Source organism: Erwinia sp. CGal63 (assembly GCF_037026505.1).
GTDB lineage: Bacteria > Pseudomonadota > Gammaproteobacteria > Enterobacterales > Enterobacteriaceae > Erwinia.
Map to the genome: position 1 here is coordinate 18837 of NZ_JAKUMN010000008.1, position 19731 is coordinate 38567.

General features: G+C 53.6%; 29 protein-coding genes. 1 reads left to right on the top strand and 28 read right to left on the bottom strand.

Annotated elements, in window-relative coordinates; all coding sequences use genetic code 11:
• The 24 genes from rplN to fkpA all read right to left on the bottom strand — a co-directional run bounded on the left by rplN (position 1) and on the right by fkpA (position 15866).
• Positions 1–372: a 50S ribosomal protein L14 gene (gene rplN, locus MKZ79_RS19185; RefSeq protein ID WP_004160583.1), complete on the bottom strand. Its 372-nt coding sequence runs from the start codon at positions 370–372 to the stop codon at positions 1–3.
• A 305-nt stretch (positions 373–677) separates the two neighbouring features.
• Complete coding sequence (locus MKZ79_RS19190) at positions 678–2069, bottom strand: 8-oxoguanine deaminase (RefSeq protein WP_336144386.1); 1392 nt, start codon at positions 2067–2069, stop codon at positions 678–680.
• A 308-nt stretch (positions 2070–2377) separates the two neighbouring features.
• Positions 2378–2632 carry a 30S ribosomal protein S17 gene (rpsQ, locus tag MKZ79_RS19195; RefSeq protein ID WP_152320863.1) on the bottom strand — a complete coding sequence of 85 codons (255 nt, stop codon included), beginning with the start codon at positions 2630–2632 and terminating at the stop codon, positions 2378–2380.
• Positions 2632–2823 carry a 50S ribosomal protein L29 gene (gene rpmC, locus MKZ79_RS19200; RefSeq protein ID WP_025902044.1) on the bottom strand — a complete coding sequence of 64 codons (192 nt, stop codon included), beginning with the start codon at positions 2821–2823 and terminating at the stop codon, positions 2632–2634. The genes rpsQ and rpmC overlap by 1 nt, the downstream gene beginning before the upstream one ends.
• Positions 2823–3233, bottom strand: a complete 411-nt coding sequence (gene rplP / locus MKZ79_RS19205; RefSeq protein WP_002438716.1) for a 50S ribosomal protein L16 — start codon at positions 3231–3233, stop codon at positions 2823–2825. Before rplP ends, rpmC begins: the two co-directional genes overlap by 1 nt.
• Before the next feature lie 12 nt (positions 3234–3245).
• The gene (gene rpsC, locus MKZ79_RS19210; RefSeq protein WP_002919766.1) at positions 3246–3944 is read right to left on the bottom strand and encodes a 30S ribosomal protein S3; all 699 of its coding nucleotides are present in this window, start codon (positions 3942–3944) and stop codon (positions 3246–3248) included.
• 17 nt (positions 3945–3961) lie between these two features.
• The gene (gene rplV, locus MKZ79_RS19215) at positions 3962–4294 is read right to left on the bottom strand and encodes a 50S ribosomal protein L22 (RefSeq protein ID WP_000447532.1); all 333 of its coding nucleotides are present in this window, start codon (positions 4292–4294) and stop codon (positions 3962–3964) included.
• Between the two features lie 12 nt (positions 4295–4306).
• On the bottom strand, positions 4307–4585 hold the full coding sequence (rpsS, locus tag MKZ79_RS19220; protein WP_013204132.1) for a 30S ribosomal protein S19: 279 nt from the start codon (positions 4583–4585) through the stop codon (positions 4307–4309).
• Between the two features lie 16 nt (positions 4586–4601).
• The gene (rplB, locus tag MKZ79_RS19225; RefSeq protein ID WP_336144228.1) at positions 4602–5423 is read right to left on the bottom strand and encodes a 50S ribosomal protein L2; all 822 of its coding nucleotides are present in this window, start codon (positions 5421–5423) and stop codon (positions 4602–4604) included.
• Positions 5424–5440: 17 nt separating this feature from the next.
• Positions 5441–5743, bottom strand: coding sequence for a 50S ribosomal protein L23 (gene rplW, locus MKZ79_RS19230; protein ID WP_034917494.1), 303 nt, complete (start codon positions 5741–5743; stop codon positions 5441–5443).
• Positions 5740–6345 (bottom strand): 50S ribosomal protein L4, encoded by a 606-nt coding sequence (gene rplD, locus MKZ79_RS19235; protein WP_336144229.1) that lies wholly within the window; start codon positions 6343–6345, stop codon positions 5740–5742. The genes rplW and rplD overlap by 4 nt, the downstream gene beginning before the upstream one ends.
• A gap of 10 nt (positions 6346–6355) precedes the next feature.
• Positions 6356–6985, bottom strand: a complete 630-nt coding sequence (gene rplC / locus MKZ79_RS19240) for a 50S ribosomal protein L3 (protein ID WP_336144230.1) — start codon at positions 6983–6985, stop codon at positions 6356–6358.
• A 32-nt stretch (positions 6986–7017) separates the two neighbouring features.
• A complete protein-coding gene (gene rpsJ / locus MKZ79_RS19245) occupies positions 7018–7329 on the bottom strand; it encodes a 30S ribosomal protein S10 (RefSeq protein ID WP_001181005.1) in 312 nt (103 codons plus the stop codon).
• A 328-nt stretch (positions 7330–7657) separates the two neighbouring features.
• Positions 7658–8131 (bottom strand): bacterioferritin, encoded by a 474-nt coding sequence (bfr, locus tag MKZ79_RS19250; RefSeq protein ID WP_336144231.1) that lies wholly within the window; start codon positions 8129–8131, stop codon positions 7658–7660.
• Between the two features lie 83 nt (positions 8132–8214).
• Positions 8215–8409: a bacterioferritin-associated ferredoxin gene (bfd, locus tag MKZ79_RS19255; protein ID WP_336144232.1), complete on the bottom strand. Its 195-nt coding sequence runs from the start codon at positions 8407–8409 to the stop codon at positions 8215–8217.
• A gap of 154 nt (positions 8410–8563) precedes the next feature.
• A complete protein-coding gene (gene tuf, locus MKZ79_RS19260; protein ID WP_336144233.1) occupies positions 8564–9748 on the bottom strand; it encodes an elongation factor Tu in 1185 nt (394 codons plus the stop codon).
• Between the two features lie 70 nt (positions 9749–9818).
• Positions 9819–11933 carry an elongation factor G gene (gene fusA, locus MKZ79_RS19265; RefSeq protein ID WP_336144234.1) on the bottom strand — a complete coding sequence of 705 codons (2115 nt, stop codon included), beginning with the start codon at positions 11931–11933 and terminating at the stop codon, positions 9819–9821.
• 87 nt (positions 11934–12020) lie between these two features.
• Positions 12021–12491, bottom strand: coding sequence for a 30S ribosomal protein S7 (gene rpsG, locus MKZ79_RS19270; protein WP_125289829.1), 471 nt, complete (start codon positions 12489–12491; stop codon positions 12021–12023).
• Between the two features lie 96 nt (positions 12492–12587).
• Positions 12588–12962: a 30S ribosomal protein S12 gene (rpsL, locus tag MKZ79_RS19275; RefSeq protein WP_075182598.1), complete on the bottom strand. Its 375-nt coding sequence runs from the start codon at positions 12960–12962 to the stop codon at positions 12588–12590.
• A 124-nt stretch (positions 12963–13086) separates the two neighbouring features.
• A complete protein-coding gene (tusB, locus tag MKZ79_RS19280) occupies positions 13087–13374 on the bottom strand; it encodes a sulfurtransferase complex subunit TusB (protein ID WP_336144235.1) in 288 nt (95 codons plus the stop codon).
• Between the two features lie 7 nt (positions 13375–13381).
• Positions 13382–13741 carry a sulfurtransferase complex subunit TusC gene (gene tusC, locus MKZ79_RS19285; RefSeq protein WP_336144236.1) on the bottom strand — a complete coding sequence of 120 codons (360 nt, stop codon included), beginning with the start codon at positions 13739–13741 and terminating at the stop codon, positions 13382–13384.
• The gene (gene tusD, locus MKZ79_RS19290) at positions 13741–14127 is read right to left on the bottom strand and encodes a sulfurtransferase complex subunit TusD (protein WP_336144237.1); all 387 of its coding nucleotides are present in this window, start codon (positions 14125–14127) and stop codon (positions 13741–13743) included. The genes tusC and tusD overlap by 1 nt, the downstream gene beginning before the upstream one ends.
• Positions 14127–14849 (bottom strand): helix-turn-helix transcriptional regulator, encoded by a 723-nt coding sequence (locus MKZ79_RS19295; RefSeq protein ID WP_336144238.1) that lies wholly within the window; start codon positions 14847–14849, stop codon positions 14127–14129. Before MKZ79_RS19295 ends, tusD begins: the two co-directional genes overlap by 1 nt.
• Positions 14850–15026: 177 nt before the next feature.
• Complete coding sequence (fkpA, locus tag MKZ79_RS19300; RefSeq protein WP_336144239.1) at positions 15027–15866, bottom strand: FKBP-type peptidyl-prolyl cis-trans isomerase; 840 nt, start codon at positions 15864–15866, stop codon at positions 15027–15029.
• A gap of 292 nt (positions 15867–16158) precedes the next feature.
• Here fkpA and MKZ79_RS19305 point away from each other — a divergent pair, with 292 nt between their 5' ends.
• Positions 16159–16377 carry a protein SlyX gene (locus MKZ79_RS19305; protein ID WP_336144240.1) on the top strand — a complete coding sequence of 73 codons (219 nt, stop codon included), beginning with the start codon at positions 16159–16161 and terminating at the stop codon, positions 16375–16377.
• Positions 16378–16432: 55 nt separating this feature from the next.
• Here the strand turns inward: MKZ79_RS19305 and slyD are convergent, their stop codons facing one another.
• The 4 genes from slyD to kefG all read right to left on the bottom strand — a co-directional run bounded on the left by slyD (position 16433) and on the right by kefG (position 19717).
• Positions 16433–16981 carry a peptidylprolyl isomerase gene (gene slyD / locus MKZ79_RS19310; protein WP_336144241.1) on the bottom strand — a complete coding sequence of 183 codons (549 nt, stop codon included), beginning with the start codon at positions 16979–16981 and terminating at the stop codon, positions 16433–16435.
• Between the two features lie 126 nt (positions 16982–17107).
• A complete protein-coding gene (locus tag MKZ79_RS19315) occupies positions 17108–17302 on the bottom strand; it encodes a YheV family putative zinc ribbon protein (protein WP_336144242.1) in 195 nt (64 codons plus the stop codon).
• A 57-nt stretch (positions 17303–17359) separates the two neighbouring features.
• Positions 17360–19165, bottom strand: coding sequence for a glutathione-regulated potassium-efflux system protein KefB (gene kefB, locus MKZ79_RS19320; protein ID WP_336144243.1), 1806 nt, complete (start codon positions 19163–19165; stop codon positions 17360–17362).
• Positions 19166–19717 carry a glutathione-regulated potassium-efflux system ancillary protein KefG gene (gene kefG / locus MKZ79_RS19325; RefSeq protein ID WP_336144387.1) on the bottom strand — a complete coding sequence of 184 codons (552 nt, stop codon included), beginning with the start codon at positions 19715–19717 and terminating at the stop codon, positions 19166–19168. It lies immediately after the preceding gene.
• Positions 19718–19731: the final 14 nt, after the last annotated feature.

The window sequence follows — 19731 nt, forward strand, 5'->3', positions numbered from 1 at the left end:
TTAGAGTACTTCTGGTGCCAGAGAGATAATTTTCATGAACTTTTCAGTACGAAGTTCACGAGTTACCGGCCCAAAAATACGCGTTCCGATAGGCTGCTCGCTGTTATTGTTTAAAATAACGCATGCATTACCATCGAAGCGAATGACAGAACCGTCCGGGCGACGAACACCCTTCCTGGTGCGCACCACTACCGCCTTCAGCACATCACCTTTCTTAACCTTACCGCGAGGAATCGCTTCCTTGATGGTAATTTTGATGATATCGCCTACGCCTGCGTAGCGACGGTGCGAGCCACCCAGAACCTTGATACACATTACGCGACGTGCACCGGAGTTGTCGGCGACGTTCAGCATAGTCTGTTCTTGGATCATTTTAGTGCTCCGCTAATGTCAACTACTACTTCGGGACCTGATTCAGGTCGTATAAAAGCCCCATTATTGAGGGCGCAGCATTATAACACCGCAGCTCGCATATGGGTAGAAAAAATAAACGACTCATATCGAGTCGATATTTGAACCTCTGATTTGAGGAACGCGACATTCTAAGGAATTGTTCATCCGGTAGCAATCGTAATCTGCACACTTCTTCACCCTGATCGCGCTTTAAAGCTGCTATTTGGGAAGTGTCTCGATAAAAAGGCGGCTTTCGCGCCGCCCTTCACCGCGATTTCTTCATTTTATGGATAGAGCCTGGCGGCCAGCGCGTTGTGCTGAGCCAGGATTTTGCCTGAATCCAGCTGCGTCATACGCCCCTTCTCCACCACTATCCGGCCATTGATTATGCTCCAGGCCACCGTTCCTGGGTTACAGAAGACCAGTGCGGCCAGCGGATCGTGCATGGCACCCGCCAGCCCAGGCTGATTGAGATCGAAAACGGCGATATCCGCCATCATGCCGGGAGCAATGACGCCGACATCATCGCGGTTTAGCACTTTCGCGCCGCCCAGTGTTGCCAGCTCAAGCGCCTGTCTGGCCGTCATGGCGTCGGGCCCGAATCCAACCCGCTGCAGCAGCAACGCCTGACGCACTTCCGCGATCATATCCGCCGTATCGTTGGAAGCGGAACCATCCACGCCCAGACCTATAGTCACGCCTGCATCCAGCATCGTCCTGATCGGCGCGATGCCGGAAGCCAACCGCATATTGGAACAGGGGCAATGCGCTATCCCGGTACCCGTACGGGCGAAAAGCCTGATACCGTAGTCGTCCAGTTTCACACAGTGAGCATGCCAGACGTCGTGCCCTACCCAGCCCAGCTCTTCAACATACTGCGCCGGCGTGCGATTGAATTTCTCCTTGCTGTAGAGCACATCATTTTCATTTTCCGCCAGGTGCGTATGCATAGAGACTTTATAGCTGCGCGCCAGACTGGCTGATTCCCTCATCAGATCCTGAGTAACTGAGAAGGGCGAACAGGGCGCCACTACGATACGCAGCATCGAACCGCGGCTGGCGTCGTGATAGCGTTCAATCACTCGCTGGGTATCCTTAAGTATCGCCGCTTCCTCCTCTACCAATGAGTCCGGCGGCAATCCTCCTTTACTCTGCCCCAGACTCATACTGCCGCGGCTGGCGTGGAAGCGCATCCCTACTGTGGCGGCGGCTTCGATGCTGTCATCCAGCCGGCAGCCGTTAGGATAAAGATAAAGGTGATCGCTGGAAGTGGTGCAGCCGGAAAGGATGAGTTCAGTCATCGACATCATGGTGGAGATGCGGATCATTTCCGGGGTAATTTTTTGCCAGATGGGATAAAGGTTGCTAATCCACTTAAAGAGTTCGCCGTCCTGCGCAGGCGGGATCACGCGCGTCAGGCTCTGGTACATATGGTGATGAGTGTTGATTAGCCCTGGAATGACAATATGTCCGCGCAAATCGATCACTCTGTCGGCGGTATCCGGCAATTCCTCTGTTTTTCCTACCGCCTGAATAAGGTTGTCCTTGATCAGTACGCTGCCGTTTTTAATCTCTCGTCGATCTTTATCCATAGTGGCAATCAACGCGGCGTTCTTAAGCAGCAGCGTGCGTCCGGATTGTGGCGAATGAGCATGGCTGTTCGCAGACGATTGCATTGCGTCGGCGGCCAGCAGCCGGGAAGAGGCGGCGAGCAGCGGTAATGTCAGCAGTAGCCGACGAGTCTGGTCTGGTTGATTTTGCATAAGAGCTTTCCCTAACTTTTTCCCGAGGCAGGGCTTTGCTACACGCGCCCTGTGTAAGCATATTCAGCGCGGCTGAACATAAGAACATCTTAAGAATTATTAGAGGCATCAACCTGATCGCGATCAGCATCAGGAAAAAAGAGAGGCGTTGTGGCGAGGAATTGCTGAAGGCAGAAAAGAAAAAACCCCCGCAAGCGGGGGTTTTTACAGAGAAGAAGTTCTTACAGAACCGCTTTCTCTACAACGCGAACCAGGGTCCAGGACTTGGTCTTGGACAGTGGACGGCATTCGCGGATTTCAACCACGTCGCCGATACCACATTCATTGTTCTCGTCATGTACGTGCAGTTTAGTCGTACGCTTAATGAATTTACCGTAGATTGGGTGTTTCACGAAACGCTCGATAGCTACAACAATGGATTTCTCCATTTTGTCGCTGGTCACACGACCCTGCAGAGTACGGATTTTATCGGTCATTACGCACCCGCCTTCTCAGTCAGTAAAGTCTTAACGCGTGCAACATCACGACGCACTTGCTTCAACAGATGAGTCTGTTGCAGCTGGCCGGATGCTGCCTGCATGCGCAGGTTGAACTGCTCACGCAGCAGGTTAAGCAGCTCAGTGTTCAGCTCTTCAACGCTTTTCTCACGCAGCTCTGTTGCTTTCATTACATCACCGTCTTAGTTACAAAGGTGGTTTTGATAGGCAGTTTTGCTGCTGCCAGCTTGAATGCTTCACGGGCCAGCTCTTCCGGAACACCGTCCATTTCATACAGGACTTTACCAGGCTGGATCAGGGCAACCCAATACTCTACGTTACCCTTACCTTTACCCATACGCACTTCCAGCGGCTTCTCAGTAATTGGTTTGTCCGGGAATACACGGATCCAAATTTTACCTTGACGCTTAACTGCACGGGTCATAGCACGACGTGCGGCTTCGATCTGACGAGCAGTCAGACGACCACGGCCAACAGCTTTCAGACCGAAAGTACCGAAGCTAACATCCGTACCCTGCGCCAGACCACGGTTGCGGCCTTTGTGCACTTTACGGAATTTTGTACGCTTTGGTTGTAACATCAGCGACTCTCCTTACTTACGGCCTTTACGCTGCTGCTTTTTAGGTTGAGCAGCCGGTTCCGGTTGTTCAACAGCAGCCATACCACCCAGGATCTCGCCTTTGAAGATCCATACCTTAACGCCGATTACACCATAAGTGGTGTGCGCTTCAGAGGTGTTGTAGTCAATGTCAGCACGCAGGGTGTGCAACGGCACGCGGCCTTCACGGTACCATTCGGTACGCGCGATTTCAGCACCGCCCAGACGGCCACTAACTTCAACTTTAATACCTTTAGCGCCCAGACGCATTGCGTTCTGTACAGCACGCTTCATCGCACGACGGAACATCACGCGACGCTCCAGCTGTGAAGTGATGCTGTCAGCAACCAGTTTAGCGTCCAGTTCCGGTTTACGGACTTCGGCGATATTGATCTGTGCAGGCACGCCAGCGATATCCGCTACGACCTTGCGCAGTTTTTCTACGTCTTCGCCTTTCTTACCGATCACGATGCCAGGACGAGCGGTGTGAATGGTCACACGGATGCTCTTAGCCGGACGCTCGATAACGATACGAGAGACGGACGCTTTAGCCAGTTCTTTAGTCAGGAACTGACGTACTTTAAAGTCGCTGTCCAGGTTGTCAGCGAATTCTTTGGTATTGGCGAACCAGGTAGAGTTCCAGGGTTTAACAATACCCAGGCGAATACCATTAGGATGTACTTTCTGACCCATTGCTAGTCTCCAGAGTCTCAGCGATCGGACACAACCACAGTAATGTGGCTGGTGCGCTTCAGGATGCGATCTGCACGACCTTTTGCACGCGGCATAATGCGCTTCATGCTTGGGCCTTCGTCTACGAAGATCTTCGTGACTTTCAGATCATCAATGTCCGCGCCATCGTTGTGTTCGGCGTTAGCAATGGCAGATTCCAGTACTTTCTTGACCAGTACAGCCGCTTTCTTGTTGGTGTAGGTCAAAATGTCCAGAGCCTGCGACACTTTCTTACCGCGTACAAGATCTGCTACCAGGCGAACCTTCTGGGCAGAAGAACGAGCGTGGCGATGTTTAGCGATAGTTTCCATCTCTTCCTCCTGTTAGCGTTTCTTGGCTTTCTTATCAGCAGTGTGACCGCGATAAGTACGAGTCGGTGCAAATTCACCCAGTTTGTGACCGACCATTTCGTCGGAAACAAAGACAGGAACGTGCTGACGACCATTATGGACAGCGATGGTCAAACCGATCATGTTAGGGAAGATCGTTGAACGACGGGACCAGGTGCGCAAAGGCTTCTTGTCTCCGCTTTCCACCGCTTTCTCTACCTTCTTCAGCAAGTGCAGGTCAATAAAAGGACCTTTCTTGAGAGAACGTGGCATGGCTTATCCTCTAAAATTATTTGCTACGGCGACGTACGATAAATTTATCAGTACGCTTGTTGCTACGGGTCTTCTTACCTTTAGTCTGCAGGCCCCAAGGTGAAACAGGGTGCTTACCAAAGTTACGACCTTCACCACCACCGTGCGGGTGATCGACTGGGTTCATCGCAGTACCGCGAACGGTAGGACGAACACCGCGCCAACGAGCTGCACCGGCTTTACCCAGAACGCGAAGCATGTGCTCTGCGTTGCCGACTTCGCCCAGGGTCGCGCGGCAGTCGGATTCGACTTTACGCATTTCGCCAGAACGCAGACGCAGGGTAACGTAAGAACCTTCACGCGCAACGATCTGCACGTAAGTACCAGCTGAACGGGCAATCTGACCGCCTTTGCCTGGTTTCATCTCTACGTTGTGTACGGTGGAACCCACTGGGATGTTGCGCATCGGCAGGGTGTTACCCGCTTTAATCGCCGCATCAACGCCAGACTGAATCTGGTCGCCAGCTTTCAGGCCTTTAGGGGCCAGGATGTAACGGCGCTCGCCGTCTTTGTACAGAACCAGCGCGATGTTCGCGGAGCGGTTCGGATCGTACTCAAGACGTTCAACGGTAGCCGGGATACCATCTTTGTTGCGTTTGAAGTCAACAATACGGTAAGCCTGCTTATGACCACCACCGATATGACGGGTAGTGATACGACCATTGTTGTTACGGCCACCGGATTTGCTGTTCTTTTCGATCAGCGGGGCAAATGGTTTGCCCTTGTGCAGCTCCGCGTTCACCACTTTAACTACGTGACGACGACCCGGAGATGTCGGTTTACATTTAACAACTGCCATTGTTCTTCTCCTCCGACTTACTCAGCGCCGCCGACGAAGTCCAGATTCTGGCCTTCTTTCAGGGTGACGTAAGCTTTTTTCCAGTCGTTACGACGACCAATACGCTGTCCGTGACGCTTAACTTTCCCTTTAACAACCAGGGTGTTTACGTCCTCTACTTCCACTTCGAAAAGCTTCTGTACAGCGGCTTTGATTTCTGCTTTGGTCGCGTCTTTAGCAACTTTGAGAACGATGGTATTGGTTTTTTCCATCGCAGCAGACGCTTTTTCAGATACGTGCGGCGCGCGCAGTACTTTCAGCAGACGTTCTTCACGGATCATGCCAGCATCTCCTCAACTTGCTTAACTGCATCAGCAGTCATAACGACTTTGTCGAAGGCGATCAGGCTAACTGGGTCGATACCCGCTGCATCACGTACGTCAACCTTGTACAGGTTGCGAGCGGCCAGGAACAGGTTCTCTTCCAGTTCGCCAGTGATGATCAGCACGTCTTCCAGCGCCATGTCTTTCAGTTTCTCTACCAGCAGCTTGGTTTTAGGTGCTTCCAGAGAGAACTGCTCGACAACGATCAGACGATCTTGACGTACCAGCTCGGACAGGATGCTTTTCAGCGCGCCGCGGTACATCTTTTTGTTAACTTTTTGACTGTGGTCCTGTGGCTTTGCAGCGAAGGTCACGCCGCCTGAACGCCAGATCGGGCTCTTTGCAGAACCTGAACGCGCACGGCCGGTGCCTTTCTGACGCCATGGCTTTTTGCCGGAACCAGTTACTTCAGCACGGGTTTTCTGACCGCGGGTACCTTGACGGGCACCTGCTGCGTAAGCAACAACAACCTGATGTACCAGCGCTTCGTTGAAATCACGACCGAAGGTAGTTTCGGAAACAGTCAGCGCGCTTTGCGCGTCTTTCAATACTAATTCCATTGCTATCCCCTTACGCCTTCACAGCTGGTTTAACGATCAGGTCGCTACCGGTCGCGCCGGGAACTGCACCTTTAACCAGCAGCAGGTTGCGCTCAGCGTCAACACGTACTACGTCCAGGCTCTGAACGGTTACGCGCTCATTACCCAGCTGGCCTGCCATTTTCTTGCCTTTGAACACTTTGCCCGGAGTCTGGTTCTGACCGATAGAACCCGGAACGCGGTGGGACAAGGAGTTACCGTGGGTAGCATCCTGAGTACGGAAGTTCCAGCGCTTAACAGTACCGGCAAAACCTTTACCTTTGGATGTGCCAGTTACGTCAACTTTTTTCACGTCAGCGAAAACGTCAACGTTGATGCTCTGGCCTACAGTGAATTCTTCGCCTTCAGCGGTACGGAATTCCCACAGACCACGGCCAGCTTCTACGCCAGCTTTAGCAAAATGGCCTGCTTCAGGCTTAGTCACGCGGTTTGCTTTTTTAGCGCCGGTGGTTACCTGGATAGCAGTGTAGCCGTCGTTAGCCAGGTCTTTAACCTGAGTCACGCGGTTTGCTTCAATTTCGATCACGGTTACTGGGATAGATACGCCGTCTTCAGTGAAGACGCGGGTCATGCCCACTTTTTTACCGACTAAACCAATCATTGTTTCAACCTCTCAATCGCTCAATGACCTGATTAACCCAGGCTGATCTGCACGTCAACACCTGCAGCCAGATCCAGACGCATCAGAGCATCAACCGTTTTTTCAGTTGGCTCAACGATGTCAACCAGACGCTTGTGAGTGCGAATTTCATACTGATCGCGCGCATCTTTGTTGACGTGCGGGGAGATCAGAACGGTAAAGCGCTCTTTGCGGGTCGGCAGAGGAATTGGACCACGAACCTGCGCACCAGTGCGCTTTGCAGTCTCAACGATTTCTGCGGTCGATTGATCGATCAGACGATGATCAAACGCTTTAAGACGGATACGGATTCTTTGGTTCTGCATGAGACCAGAGCTCCAATTATTTATAAACGAAAAAAATTACTACCCGCACCCATTACGATTGATGGGGGAGTGTAATCGTCTGCACATAACTCCCCGATTGGGAGTATTGTCAGGGAGCTCATGGCTCGCCTGCGGCTCAAATCGAACCGGGCCGTCATTTCTGACAGGCCCGCGCATTATACGTACATAGCGCGGCTTTGCAACACATTTCCTGGATTGGTCGTGCGGCGGGCATAAAGATAGCGGGGAATAAAATGGCGTCAGGCGAAAAAAAGCCGCTGAAGTTATTGTTTCAGCGGCGTCTGTTTTTTGAACCCCATCTCTACTGCTACTCCGGTTTTATCTGTGACTGCAAATAATTCTGGATACCGATTTTGCTAATCAGCTCAAGCTCCGTTTCCAGGAAGTCGATATGGTGTTCTTCATCTTCCAGAATGACGATCATCATATCGCGGCTGACATAGTCATGAACCTTATCAGCATAAGCGATGGCTTCGCGCAGATCTCTGGCGCCTTCCAGCTCCAGCGTCAGATCTGAACGCAGCATTTCTTCAACGTCCTCGCCGATGCGCAACCGCCCCAAATCCTGCAGGTTCGGCAGCCCTTCCAGAAAAAGTATGCGCTCGATATATTTGTCCGCATGCTTCATCTCGTCGATTGACTCGTGATACTCAACATCGTTCAGGCGCATCAGTCCCCAATTTTTGAACATTCGCGCGTGCAAAAAATACTGGTTGATAGCAACCAGCTCATTTCCAAGCAGTTTATTCAAATAGCTTATGATTTTGGCATCGCCCTTCATTTTGCATCCTCCGCTTCCGGTTAATCAGATCGTAGATGCGTTGTCAGGGAAGTCAAAAAAGCAGGACAAAATGCAGGGACTTATCAGGCGATCTCTTTATAGAGCGGCGCGTTGGGCAGCTCTTCGTTCATGATGTCGCGCGCCTGGCGCAGGCATTTGCCGCACTGTTTACCGACCGGTATTAGCTGGCGCAGCTGCTGAATCGATTTGGGCTGATAGCGGCGAACCACTTCGCGAAGCGTTTTATCGCTAATGGCGTTGCAAAGACAGACGTACATGGTTTTATCCCGGCGCTGAGAACAACCATATTGTAAATGAGAATCGTTTTTATTTCAATCTGAACGCGCTGCGGCTCTATCCCCTCAGAGCAAATTGCAGACATAAAAAAAGAGCACCGAAGTGCTCTTTTTATCAGCTTTAAATTATCAACAATTAAGAGATAACTTTAGCAACAACGCCCGCGCCAACGGTACGGCCGCCTTCGCGGATTGCGAAACGCAGACCATCGTCCATGGCGATTGGGTGGATCAGGGTAACAACCATTTTGATGTTGTCGCCTGGCATTACCATTTCCACGCCTTCTGGCAGTTCGATGGTACCGGTCACGTCAGTAGTACGGAAGTAGAACTGTGGACGGTAGCCTTTGAAGAACGGAGTATGACGGCCGCCTTCGTCTTTAGACAGGATGTAAACCTCAGACTCGAACTTGGTGTGTGGCTTGATGGTGCCTGGCTTAGCCAGAACCTGACCACGCTGGATATCTTCGCGCTTGATACCGCGCAGCAGGATACCGCAGTTCTCGCCCGCACGGCCTTCGTCCAGCAGCTTACGGAACATTTCAACGCCGGTACAGGTTGATTTCACGGTATCTTTGATACCAACGATTTCAACTTCTTCGCCCACTTTAACGATACCGCGCTCTACACGACCGGTAACAACGGTACCACGGCCGGAGATAGAGAACACGTCTTCGATTGGCAGCAGGAACGGCTTGTCGATAGCGCGCTCTGGTTCCGGGATGTAGTTATCCAGGTGACCAGCCAGCTCGATGATTTTCGCTTCCCACTCAGCGTCGCCTTCCAGCGCTTTCAGCGCGGAACCGTGAACGATTGGGGTGTCGTCGCCCGGGAAGTCGTACTGTGACAGCAGGTCACGGACTTCCATCTCTACCAGCTCCAGCAGCTCTTCGTCATCAACCATGTCGCACTTGTTCAGGAACACGATGATGTAAGGAACGCCAACCTGACGACCCAGCAGGATGTGCTCACGGGTCTGCGGCATTGGGCCGTCAGTCGCAGCAACAACCAGGATAGCGCCGTCCATCTGCGCAGCACCGGTGATCATGTTTTTCACATAGTCGGCGTGGCCTGGGCAGTCAACGTGCGCGTAGTGGCGAGTCGGGGTGTCGTACTCAACGTGAGAAGTGTTGATGGTGATACCACGAGCTTTTTCTTCTGGCGCGTTATCGATCTGGTCGAATGCACGAGCAGAACCGCCGTAGGTTTTAGCCAGTACGGTGGTGATAGCAGCAGTCAGGGTAGTTTTACCGTGGTCAACGTGGCCGATAGTACCAACGTTGACGTGCGGTTTGGAGCGTTCAAATTTTTCTTTAGCCACGGCGATATTCCTTACTTTCTGTGCTCTCCCCTGTGGAAAGGAGAGCACGGGATCAATTGGTTAAACCCGATTATTTACCACGGGCTTCAATAACAGCCTGAGCGACGTTGTTTGGCGCGTCATCATACTTCAGGAATTCCATGGAGTAAGATGCACGGCCTTTGGTGATTGAACGCAGCTGCGTCGCGTATCCGAACATTTCAGACAGCGGCACTTCAGCGTGGATCACAACGCCAGTCACGTTGGATTCCTGACCGCGCAGCGTACCACGACGACGGCTCAGGTCACCGATAACGTCACCAGTGTTCTCTTCAGGCGTTTCAACTTCAACCTTCATGATTGGCTCAAGCAGCACAGGTTTTGCTTTCTTAAAGCCATCTTTAAAGGCGATAGACGCCGCCAGTTTAAACGCCAGCTCAGAGGAGTCAACGTCATGGTAAGAACCAAAGTGCAGACGGATACCCATGTCAACTACCGGATAACCCGCCAGCGGGCCAGCCTTCAGCTGCTCCTGAATACCTTTATCAACCGCAGGGATGTATTCGCCAGGAATCACACCGCCTTTGATGTCGTTGATAAATTCGTAGCCTTTCGGGTTTGAGCCCGGCTCCAGTGGGTACATGTCGATAACAACATGACCGTACTGACCACGACCACCAGACTGCTTGGCGTGTTTACCTTCGATATCCGTTACTTTAGAACGGATAGCTTCGCGGTAAGCAACCTGAGGTTTACCTACGTTCGCTTCAACGTTGAATTCACGCTTCATACGGTCAACGATGATGTCGAGGTGCAGCTCACCCATACCAGCGATGATAGTCTGGTTAGACTCTTCGTCAGTCCATACGCGGAATGACGGGTCTTCTTTCGCCAGACGACCCAGAGCCAGACCCATTTTTTCCTGGTCAGCTTTGGTTTTTGGCTCTACGGCGATGGAGATTACCGGCTCAGGGAATTCCATACGCTCCAGAATGATGACGTTGTCCGGGTCACACAGGGTGTCACCGGTGGTTACGTCTTTCAGACCGATTGCCGCAGCGATGTCGCCTGCGCGAACTTCTTTGATCTCTTCACGCTTGTTGGCGTGCATCTGTACGATACGGCCAAAACGCTCACGTGCAGATTTCACTGAGTTCAGCACGGTGTCGCCGGAGTTAACAACACCGGAGTACACGCGGAAGAACGTCAGGTTACCCACAAACGGGTCAGTTGCGATTTTGAACGCCAGAGCAGAGAAAGGCTCGTCGTCGGTCGCATGACGCTCAGCTGGGGTATCTTTACCGTCGTCCAGCATACCGTTGATCGCAGGAACGTCGGTTGGTGCCGGCAGGTAGTCAACTACCGCATCCAGCATCGCCTGAACGCCTTTGTTCTTGAACGCAGAACCACAGGTAACCAGAATGATTTCGTTGTTCAGAACGCGCTGACGCAGAGCAGTTTTGATCTCTTCTTCAGTCAGTTCTTCACCGCCCAGATATTTCTCCATCAGCTCTTCAGAGGCTTCAGCTGCGGATTCAATCAGGTTCTGGTGCCATTCTTCAGCCAGTTCCTGCATGTTCGCAGGGATCTCTTCGTATTCGAAGGTCACGCCCTGGTCTGCATCGTTCCAGTTGATGGCTTTCATTTTCACCAGGTCGATAACGCCGGTGAAGTTTTCCTCTGCGCCGATAGCCAGCTGCAGTGGAACAGGGTTAGCGCCCAGACGAGATTTAATCTGGCCGACAACCTTCAGGAAGTTTGCACCCATGCGGTCCATTTTGTTAACGAACGCGATGCGTGGAACTTTATATTTGTTCGCCTGACGCCATACGGTTTCAGACTGTGGCTGAACACCACCAACCGCACAGTAAACCATTACTGCGCCGTCAAGAACACGCATGGAACGTTCTACTTCGATGGTGAAGTCAACGTGTCCCGGGGTGTCGATGATGTTAACGCGGTGCGGCTCGAACTGCTTAGCCATACCTGACCAGAAAGCGGTAGTCGCTGCGGAGGTAATGGTAATACCACGCTCCTGCTCCTGCGCCATCCAGTCCATGGTGGCTGCGCCATCATGAACTTCACCGATTTTGTGGTTTACACCGGTGTAGAACAGGATACGTTCGGTAGTTGTCGTCTTACCGGCGTCGATGTGTGCACTGATACCGATGTTACGGTAGCGTGAAATGGGTGTTGTACGAGCCATTTGATTCCTCTGATTCTCGGACGTTCAAAGTTAAAGCCCAGCGGGGTCAACTGAACGCCCGCTGGGTTAATAACAACTACAGAGCTGTTACCAGCGGTAGTGTGCGAACGCCTTGTTGGCTTCGGCCATACGGTGAACGTCTTCACGTTTCTTCACTGCGGTACCTTTGTTTTCCGCAGCATCAGAAAGTTCGTTCGCCAGGCGCAGAGCCATTGATTTATCACCGCGTTTACGAGCAGCTTCAACGATCCAACGCATTGCCAGAGCATTACGACGAACCGGACGGACTTCAACTGGTACCTGATAAGTAGAGCCACCAACGCGACGGGATTTAACTTCCACGGTTGGGCGGACGTTGTCCAGGGCTACTTCGAATGCTTCCAGTTCGCCTTTACCAGCACGCTGAGCCAGGGTCTCAAGTGCAGTATAAACGATTGATTCAGCAGTAGATTTTTTACCATCTACCATCAGGATATTTACAAATTTGGCCAGCAGCTCTGATCCGAACTTAGGATCTGGCAGAATTTTACGCTGACCAATGACGCGACGACGTGGCATGGAAATACTCCGTTGTTAATTCAGGATTGTCCAAAACTCGATGAGTTTATTATGACATTTAAGATAAAACGTTTGGCCTTACTTAACGGAGAACCATTAAGCCTTTGGCTTCTTCACGCCGTACTTGGAGCGAGCCTGCTTACGGTCTTTAACACCTGAGCAGTCCAGCGCGCCACGAACGGTGTGGTAACGCACACCTGGCAGGTCTTTTACACGACCGCCACGGATCAGGATCACGGAGTGCTCCTGCAGGTTGTGACCTTCACCGCCGATGTAGGAGGTGACTTCAAAACCGTTGGTCAAACGCACACGGCAAACTTTACGCAGTGCGGAGTTTGGTTTTTTAGGGGTAGTGGTGTACACACGAGTACATACGCCACGTTTCTGCGGGCATGCTTCCAGCGCAGGCACGTTGCTCTTTGCAACTTTGCGTGCGCGTGGTTTGCGTACCAGCTGGTTAACTGTTGCCATTAAATAGCTCCTGGAATTTGCTTTTGCTTCGTAAACACGTAATAAATCGCCTCGTAAGATAACGAGGACGCGGAATTTTAGGGCTGAGCAGAAAAGGTGTCAAGAAATAACCAGGATATCGTACTCACCAGGCTATTTGTTGAGTCTGTTTTACCGTCAGCGCGACGAACTCAGTATAGCTTACTGCGGTCGCGATGGATGAAATTTGAGCAGAAAGCCCGCGAGCCATGACATCTTCTTGCAGCACGTAGAGTGAAATGGGGGCGAGACGCAGCGATTCAAGGGCCTGGCTGCCTTCCAGCGCCGCCAGCACGCCGTCCTGCAGCAGCAGCACATCGTCGCCTGCCGCCAGCAGCCGCAGCATGGCGTTGAAATCGCACTGAAAAGGCGAATGGATCAGCGTATGCAGCATACTTTCCTCAGAAAGAAATAATTCGATCGTAGTTTTCCAGCTCCGCCCGCAGCGCGGACGGCGTCAGCACCTCGACCGGCAGCGCTTTCAGCCTTGCGGCGTCGATGCCGCGTTCGGCCAGCGCCGCAGAACAAACATAGAAATTTTCTAAATCGTACAGCGGCAGCACGCCGAAGGTAGCGATGTAGTTGCGCGCCAGCACTTTTTCCGGCTGCTGACCGTCCAGCAGCTGCAGCACGCCGTCGCTAACAAAAAACAACGCGATCTCTTCACTCAGCGCCGAGATGGCCATGACGGCGTCCAGCCCTTCCCTGCCCGCGCTGGAGCCGTGCGGCGCCTTACTGAATATAAAAGCGACGCGTTTCATTAAAATTGCACCATACGTTCGCTGCTTAAGGCGGCTTCCGCCAGCGCGCCCAAGCCAGAAAGCTGAAAGCCTTCGGCCAGGTTGGCGGCAGAAAGCCCCAGATTTTTCGCTTCCTGCTCGTCGGCAATGCCGCGACGCAGCGCGGCGGCCACACAGATGTTCAGCGCGACATTGTGTTCTCGCTGTAACTTCTGCCAGGCCTGCGTCAGATTAAACTCGTCGCTGGCCGGCGAGGTGAGCGCGCTGGCATTGAGGACGCCTTCCCGATAGAAAAACACGCTCTCCAGCTCGTGGCCTGCCGCCAGCAGCGCCTGAGCGAACAGCAAGGCAGAGCTGGCGTGCTGCGTGCCATAGGCCGGGCCGGTAACCAACAGCGTGAAACGCATCAGCGCTCGCCGCCCTGGAAATCGCCGTTTTTAAACTGGCGGATATAGAGATAAACCGTGTGTTTGGAGATATTCAGGCGATCCGCCACCTGGTTGATAGCGTCCTTGATGTCAAAGATGCCCTTCTCATAAAGGTTCAGCACAATCTGACGGTTTTTAGCGTTGTTGGAGATGTTGCGGTCGTTGCTGACCTCTTCGATGGTAAACTCCAGCGTCTGCATGACCAGATCTTCCACCGACGACGCGAAGTTGACGGAAGAATCCATCTCCTGGGTTTCCGGCGGGATAAAGGTCGCCATGATCTGCGAGAAAGGCACGTCCAGGTTCATGTTGATGCAGAGCAGGCCTATTACGCGCTGTTTGCCGTTGCGGATAGCGATAGTCACTGATTTCATCAGCACTCCGCTTTTGGCGCGGGTGAAGTAAGCGCGCGAGACGTTGCTTTCCGCGTCCGTCATGTCATGCAGCATGCGCAGTGCGAGGTCGGTAATCGGCGAGCCGATTTTACGTCCCGTATGTTCGCCGTTGGCGATCCTGACGGCGGAGCACTTTAAATCTTCCAGCGAATGCAGCACGATTTCACAATGCGAGCCAATCAGCATCGCCAACCCGTCAACGACGGCCTCGTAGGATTTAAGAATATCGAAATCGCTTTGTTCGAAGGGATGCTGCTCCAGTAATTCCAGATCGTTCACATCACCGGTAAAAATTGAACCAGACATTAAGACTCCACCCTTAAAAGAGCCTGCGGCATGCGGCCGACGCAGGTTCGTTTCGAAGAGGCGTCAGTCTAGCAAATATCGGAAACGCCTGTCCTGGCCTTTGTCATGTATTTCTTGTGGGAATAGCGCGAGGGTAAAGCGGGAGAAGACGCCGCCACAAGCGTGGCGGCGAGGGGATTACTTGGTCTGGCTTGCGGCTGGCGCTTCAGTCGGTGCCTGCGCGTTAGCGTCGGCTTTAGCGGCCGGTTTGATATCCAGCAGCTCGACGTCGAAGACCAGCGTAGAGTTGGCCGGAATGCCAGGCACGCCGTTTTTACCGTAGGCGAGCTGTGGCGGGATAACCAGCTTGATCTTGCCGCCTTTCTTCACGTGCTTCAGGCCTTCAGTCCAGCCCGGGATAACACCATCCAGACGGAACGAAAGCGGCTCGCCGCGCGTGTAGGAGTTATCGAACTCAGAACCGTCGATCAGCGTGCCCTTGTAGTTAACAACAACGGTATCGCTGTCTTTTGGCGCGTCGCCGGTACCTTCTTTCTCAACCTGGTAAAGCAGGCCGGATTCGGTTTTCTTCACGCCTTTTTCTTTAGCGAATTTAGCAGCGAACGCTTCGCCTTTTTCAGTGTTCTCTTTAGCGTCTTTTTCCATCTTCGCCTGAGCGGCGGTTTTCACGCGGCCTTCGAACGCCTGCAGCGTCTGCTCGATCTCTTGATCGGAAAGCTTGCTCTTATTGGCGAAAGCATCCTGAACGCCGGCAATCAGCTGCTGCTGATCCAGCTTGATGCCCAGCTTCTCCTGCTCTTTCAGGGAGTTTTCCATATAGCGGCCAAGAGACGCGCCCAGCGCATAGGCAGACTGCTGATCTTCGTTGGTAAAGGCGGCATTCTTCGGTGCCTGCTGCGGCGCCTGAGCGGCTGGAGCTGATGGCGCGGCAGCGGTTTCGGCCGCGGATGCCAGCGGCGCGTTCAGCGCGACGGCCATGGTGGTGGCTAACAGTGTGACTTTAAACAGTGATTTCATCCATTTCTCCAAAACCGAAGCCTCTCACCTCGGAAATCGTTTTACAGACAGAGCCTGTACTATAACAACCGTGCGCGAGAAAACAGCATCCTCTCGCAATGTAAACTAACTACTTCCGACCGCTTGTCTGTCCGAAAGTTTCACCATGAAGATGCAGGCAATACCGGCATTTTTCAACGGCGACGGCGAAATTAAAGCGGGTATGCCTGTCTCGGGCCGATTTTTGCCGTTAGAATCGGAACAATCCAGCCAGATAACGCGGCCCGAGCGGCGGCAAGAGGAAACAAGAAATATGCAACAATCAGTGTTTGAGCAGCGTCTGGAGCTGCTGGAGAGCCGCCTGGCCTTTCAGGAGCACACCATAGACGAGCTGAACCAGACGGTGGTTCACCACGAGCTGGAGATGGCTCGCCTGCGCGAGCAGATGCGTCTGTTGACCGACAAACTGAAAGCCGCAGCGCCGTCGATGATCGCGTCGCAGTCAGAAGAGACGCCGCCGCCGCACTACTGACGCCGGCGCAAAATAAAAAGGCCGCCCGAAGGCAGCCTTTCACGCTTTGTCGCCGTTAGTGGCTGCAGCCGCAGCCGCCGGTGCCACAACCGCCTTTACCGTGGTCGTGGTCATGATCGTGGTCGTGATGATGGTCGTGCTCGCCGTGAACGTGGCCGTGAGCCAGTTCTTCTTCGGTCGCTTCACGCAGCGCCACAACTTCCACATTGAAGTTCAGGTTCTGGCCAGCCAGCATATGGTTGCCGTCAACCACTACATGGTCATCTTCCACTTCAGTGATTTCAACCGGTACCGGCCCCTGATCGGTTTCCGCCAGGAAACGCATGCCAACCTGCAGCTCGTCAACGCCCATAAAGACATCTTTCGGTACGCGCTGCACCAGGTTGTCGTCGTACTGGCCGTAAGCTTCGTTAGCCGGGATATGCACTTCGAACTTGTCGCCGGCTTCGTGATTTTCCAGCGCCTTTTCCAGACCAGAAATCAGGGAACCATGACCGTGCAGATAGTCCAACGGTGCGGTCACCGGAGACTCATCAACCAACACACCGTCTTCTGTACGTACCTGGTATGCCAGGCTGACTACCAGGTCTTTTGCTACTTTCATGATTACTCCTAACCGTTGAGAGCTTGAAACATCGGCGGATTTGCCGGCAAGCTCTGAGTTTGCGCTGATTGTAATGAATTTCAACGCCGCTGTAAGTTACAGCTTAAAAAAAGCTGAGCGATAACGCTACTCGGGATGAAAAATTCCGATCACTTGCTCGTTAGTGCGAACTTCATCACGAACGTGCTTATCCGCTTCGCGCATCTGGTGGCCGCACTTAACGCATTCAACCACATCGACATTGTTTTCAACCCACAGAGCAAGGGTATCTTTAGCCTGGCACTTTGGACAAGTCGCGTCGGCAATAAATCTTTTACGCATAGGTTACCCGATTAAATAAAAAGCAGTGTTCCGCAAGCGCAAGGCTGTCGCCGCGCCCTACTCATATTCGTCCCAACCGTCGAACTGGCGTTTTTCATGCCGCATTTCGGCCTGGAAAATATCCTCCAGCTCGCGCCTCGCCTCTTTCACGCGGGAAATCTGCTGGCTGTCGCCATGATTCGGCATCAGCTCGCGCAGCATACGCATATCCAGACGGCGGAAATGCTGCTGCGCGCGAAACGCCTGATGAGGATGCATACCCAGCGAAATTAACGACTTACGTCCCAGCTCCAGCGCACTGGAAAAGGTTTCGCGCGAGAACTGCGTTACGCCAGCCTGCAGCAGCTCGTGCGCCTCCACGCGTCCTCTGGCTCGCGCCAGAATTTGCAGATGCGGGAAATGATGCTGGCATAGCCGGACGATTTCCATCGCGTCTTCCGGGCCGTTGCAGGTAATCACGATCGACTGCGCCGTTTCCGCACCCGCCGCGCGCAGCAGCTCCAGCTCGGTGGCATCACCATAGTATACTTTGTAGCCATATTTGCGCATCAGGCTCACCGCGCTGATGTCCCGTTCCAGCACGGTAATGCGCTTTTCATTGGCCATCAGCAGACGCGCCACCACCTGGCCGAAGCGGCCGAAGCCCACCACGATCACCTGCGGCTTGTCGTCTTCGACAAAAGGTTTCTCTTCGTTGTCGTCGCCATCGTTAAAGCGCTTCGCCAGAATTTTATCCACGCTTTGCATCAGCAGCGGCGTGGTCATCATCGACAGCGTGACCGTGACCAGCAGCATCGGCATCTGATCGCCGCTGAACAGTTTGGCCGAAGAGGCGGCCGAGAAGAGCACGAAAGCGAATTCGCCGCCCTGACTCAGCACCGCCGAGAACTGCAGCCGCTCCGAACTGCGCAGGCCGAAGATACGCGACAGCAGATAAAGCACGAGCGCTTTAACCATTACCAGCACGATCACGCCAGCCAGGATTTCGAGAATATGGGTGTAGAGCACGCCCAGATTCAGCGCCATGCCGACGGAGATAAAAAAGAGTCCCAGCAGCAGCCCCTTGAACGGATCGATCGCCACTTCCAGCTCGTGGCGATATTCACTCTCCGCCAGCAGGATCCCGGCAATAAAGGTGCCCAGCGCCATCGACAGGCCCAGCGCATCCATAAACAGCGCCGAGCCGAGCACCAGCAGCAGCGAGGCGGCGGTAAAAACTTCCCGCACGCCGGAAGCGGCGATAAAGCGGAAAATAGGCCGCAGCAGGAAGCGCCCGCCAATCAGCATGCCGGCAAAAGCCAGCACCTTCATACCGACTTTCATCCAGTCGGTATGGCCGCTGTCGCTGCCCGCCAGCAGCGGCACCAGCGCCAGCGCCGGGATCACCGCCAAATCCTGGAACAGCAGCACCGAAAAGCCCAGCTGGCCCGATTCGTTGCGCTTCATGCCTTTGTCGCTCATCAGCTGCAGCGCCATCGCCGTCGAGGACATCGCCAGGCCCAGACCGCCAATCGTCGCCGCCTGCCAGGAGAAATCGGTCAGCCAGAGCAGGCCGCCCAGAATCGCCGCGCTGAAAATCACCTGCGCCGCGCCGACGCCAAAGATTGAGCGCCGCAGCTCCCAAAGTTTGGAAGGGTTCAGCTCCAGACCGATGATAAACATCAGAAACACCACGCCCAGCTCGGAAAAATGCAGAATCTCTTCGACGTCGCTGATAAAACCCAATCCCCACGGCCCGATAGCGATACCGGCCAGCAGATAGCCCAGCACCGCGCCGATGCCGAGTCGGGCCGCGATCGGGACGGCGATCACCGCCGCAAAAAGATAGACCACGCCGGCGGTAAGCAGGGTTTGCCCTTCCATTCAGACGCCTCCATAAGGCAAAGGTGACGCCAGCCAGTCGCCGTAGGCTCGCGCATAATTTTTCATGACTTCCGGCGTCTGCCGCCGCGCCCAGTAGACGATCATCGGCGTCAGCCAGTGCATCCGGCACAGCTGCGCGGTCAGTTCAAACGGCCGCATAATCTCCGACATCGGGTAGCGATTCAGGCCATCCTGGTGATAGGCGGCTTCCGGTTCGCCGGTAGTGATCACGCTGCGCCAGTATTTTCCTTCCAGCACGTTGCCGTCCGGCCCGCTGGCGAAGCCGCGCGACAGCACGCGATCCAGCCACTCTTTCAGCAGCGCCGGGCAGCTGTAGGTGTAAAGAGGATGTTGAAAAACAATGACATCGTGCTCGCGCAGCAGCTGCTGTTCATGATGAATATCGATAAAAAAGTCGGGATAGTGCGCGTACAGGTCATGAACAGTGACATTGGGCAACGCTTTTGCCGGCTGCAGCAAAACCCGATTGGCAATCGAATCCTGCGATTCCGGATGCGCGTAAAGCAGCAAAACTTTGGGCGGCTGCGACATCAATCCCCTCCAAA

Excerpts from the sequence above, each read along its gene's own strand:
- tusC (WP_336144236.1), bottom strand. The coding sequence starts at position 13,741 with ATGAAACGCGTCGCTTTTATATTCAGTAAGGCGCCGCACGGCTCCAGC.
- rplV (WP_000447532.1), bottom strand. The coding sequence starts at position 4,294 with ATGGAAACTATCGCTAAACATCGCCACGCTCGTTCTTCTGCCCAGAAG.
- tusD (WP_336144237.1), bottom strand. The coding sequence starts at position 14,127 with ATGCGTTTCACGCTGTTGGTTACCGGCCCGGCCTATGGCACGCAGCAC.
- rplD (WP_336144229.1), bottom strand. The coding sequence starts at position 6,345 with ATGGAATTAGTATTGAAAGACGCGCAAAGCGCGCTGACTGTTTCCGAA.
- bfr (WP_336144231.1), bottom strand. The coding sequence starts at position 8,131 with ATGAAGGGCGATGCCAAAATCATAAGCTATTTGAATAAACTGCTTGGA.
- rplP (WP_002438716.1), bottom strand. The coding sequence starts at position 3,233 with ATGTTACAACCAAAGCGTACAAAATTCCGTAAAGTGCACAAAGGCCGC.
- rpsQ (WP_152320863.1), bottom strand. The coding sequence starts at position 2,632 with ATGACCGATAAAATCCGTACTCTGCAGGGTCGTGTGACCAGCGACAAA.
- MKZ79_RS19295 (WP_336144238.1), bottom strand. The coding sequence starts at position 14,849 with ATGTCTGGTTCAATTTTTACCGGTGATGTGAACGATCTGGAATTACTG.
- rplN (WP_004160583.1), bottom strand. The coding sequence starts at position 372 with ATGATCCAAGAACAGACTATGCTGAACGTCGCCGACAACTCCGGTGCA.
- tusB (WP_336144235.1), bottom strand. The coding sequence starts at position 13,374 with ATGCTGCATACGCTGATCCATTCGCCTTTTCAGTGCGATTTCAACGCC.
- rpsS (WP_013204132.1), bottom strand. The coding sequence starts at position 4,585 with ATGCCACGTTCTCTCAAGAAAGGTCCTTTTATTGACCTGCACTTGCTG.
- slyD (WP_336144241.1), bottom strand. The coding sequence starts at position 16,981 with ATGAAAGTAGCAAAAGACCTGGTAGTCAGCCTGGCATACCAGGTACGT.
- kefB (WP_336144243.1), bottom strand. The coding sequence starts at position 19,165 with ATGGAAGGGCAAACCCTGCTTACCGCCGGCGTGGTCTATCTTTTTGCG.
- rplW (WP_034917494.1), bottom strand. The coding sequence starts at position 5,743 with ATGATCCGTGAAGAACGTCTGCTGAAAGTACTGCGCGCGCCGCACGTA.
- rpsL (WP_075182598.1), bottom strand. The coding sequence starts at position 12,962 with ATGGCAACAGTTAACCAGCTGGTACGCAAACCACGCGCACGCAAAGTT.
- rpsG (WP_125289829.1), bottom strand. The coding sequence starts at position 12,491 with ATGCCACGTCGTCGCGTCATTGGTCAGCGTAAAATTCTGCCAGATCCT.
- MKZ79_RS19315 (WP_336144242.1), bottom strand. The coding sequence starts at position 17,302 with ATGCGTAAAAGATTTATTGCCGACGCGACTTGTCCAAAGTGCCAGGCT.
- bfd (WP_336144232.1), bottom strand. The coding sequence starts at position 8,409 with ATGTACGTCTGTCTTTGCAACGCCATTAGCGATAAAACGCTTCGCGAA.
- rplC (WP_336144230.1), bottom strand. The coding sequence starts at position 6,985 with ATGATTGGTTTAGTCGGTAAAAAAGTGGGCATGACCCGCGTCTTCACT.
- fusA (WP_336144234.1), bottom strand. The coding sequence starts at position 11,933 with ATGGCTCGTACAACACCCATTTCACGCTACCGTAACATCGGTATCAGT.
- rplB (WP_336144228.1), bottom strand. The coding sequence starts at position 5,423 with ATGGCAGTTGTTAAATGTAAACCGACATCTCCGGGTCGTCGTCACGTA.
- rpsJ (WP_001181005.1), bottom strand. The coding sequence starts at position 7,329 with ATGCAGAACCAAAGAATCCGTATCCGTCTTAAAGCGTTTGATCATCGT.
- rpmC (WP_025902044.1), bottom strand. The coding sequence starts at position 2,823 with ATGAAAGCAACAGAGCTGCGTGAGAAAAGCGTTGAAGAGCTGAACACT.
- kefG (WP_336144387.1), bottom strand. The coding sequence starts at position 19,717 with ATGTCGCAGCCGCCCAAAGTTTTGCTGCTTTACGCGCATCCGGAATCG.
- MKZ79_RS19305 (WP_336144240.1), top strand. The coding sequence starts at position 16,159 with ATGCAACAATCAGTGTTTGAGCAGCGTCTGGAGCTGCTGGAGAGCCGC.
- fkpA (WP_336144239.1), bottom strand. The coding sequence starts at position 15,866 with ATGAAATCACTGTTTAAAGTCACACTGTTAGCCACCACCATGGCCGTC.
- rpsC (WP_002919766.1), bottom strand. The coding sequence starts at position 3,944 with ATGGGTCAGAAAGTACATCCTAATGGTATTCGCCTGGGTATTGTTAAA.
- MKZ79_RS19190 (WP_336144386.1), bottom strand. The coding sequence starts at position 2,069 with ATGCAATCGTCTGCGAACAGCCATGCTCATTCGCCACAATCCGGACGC.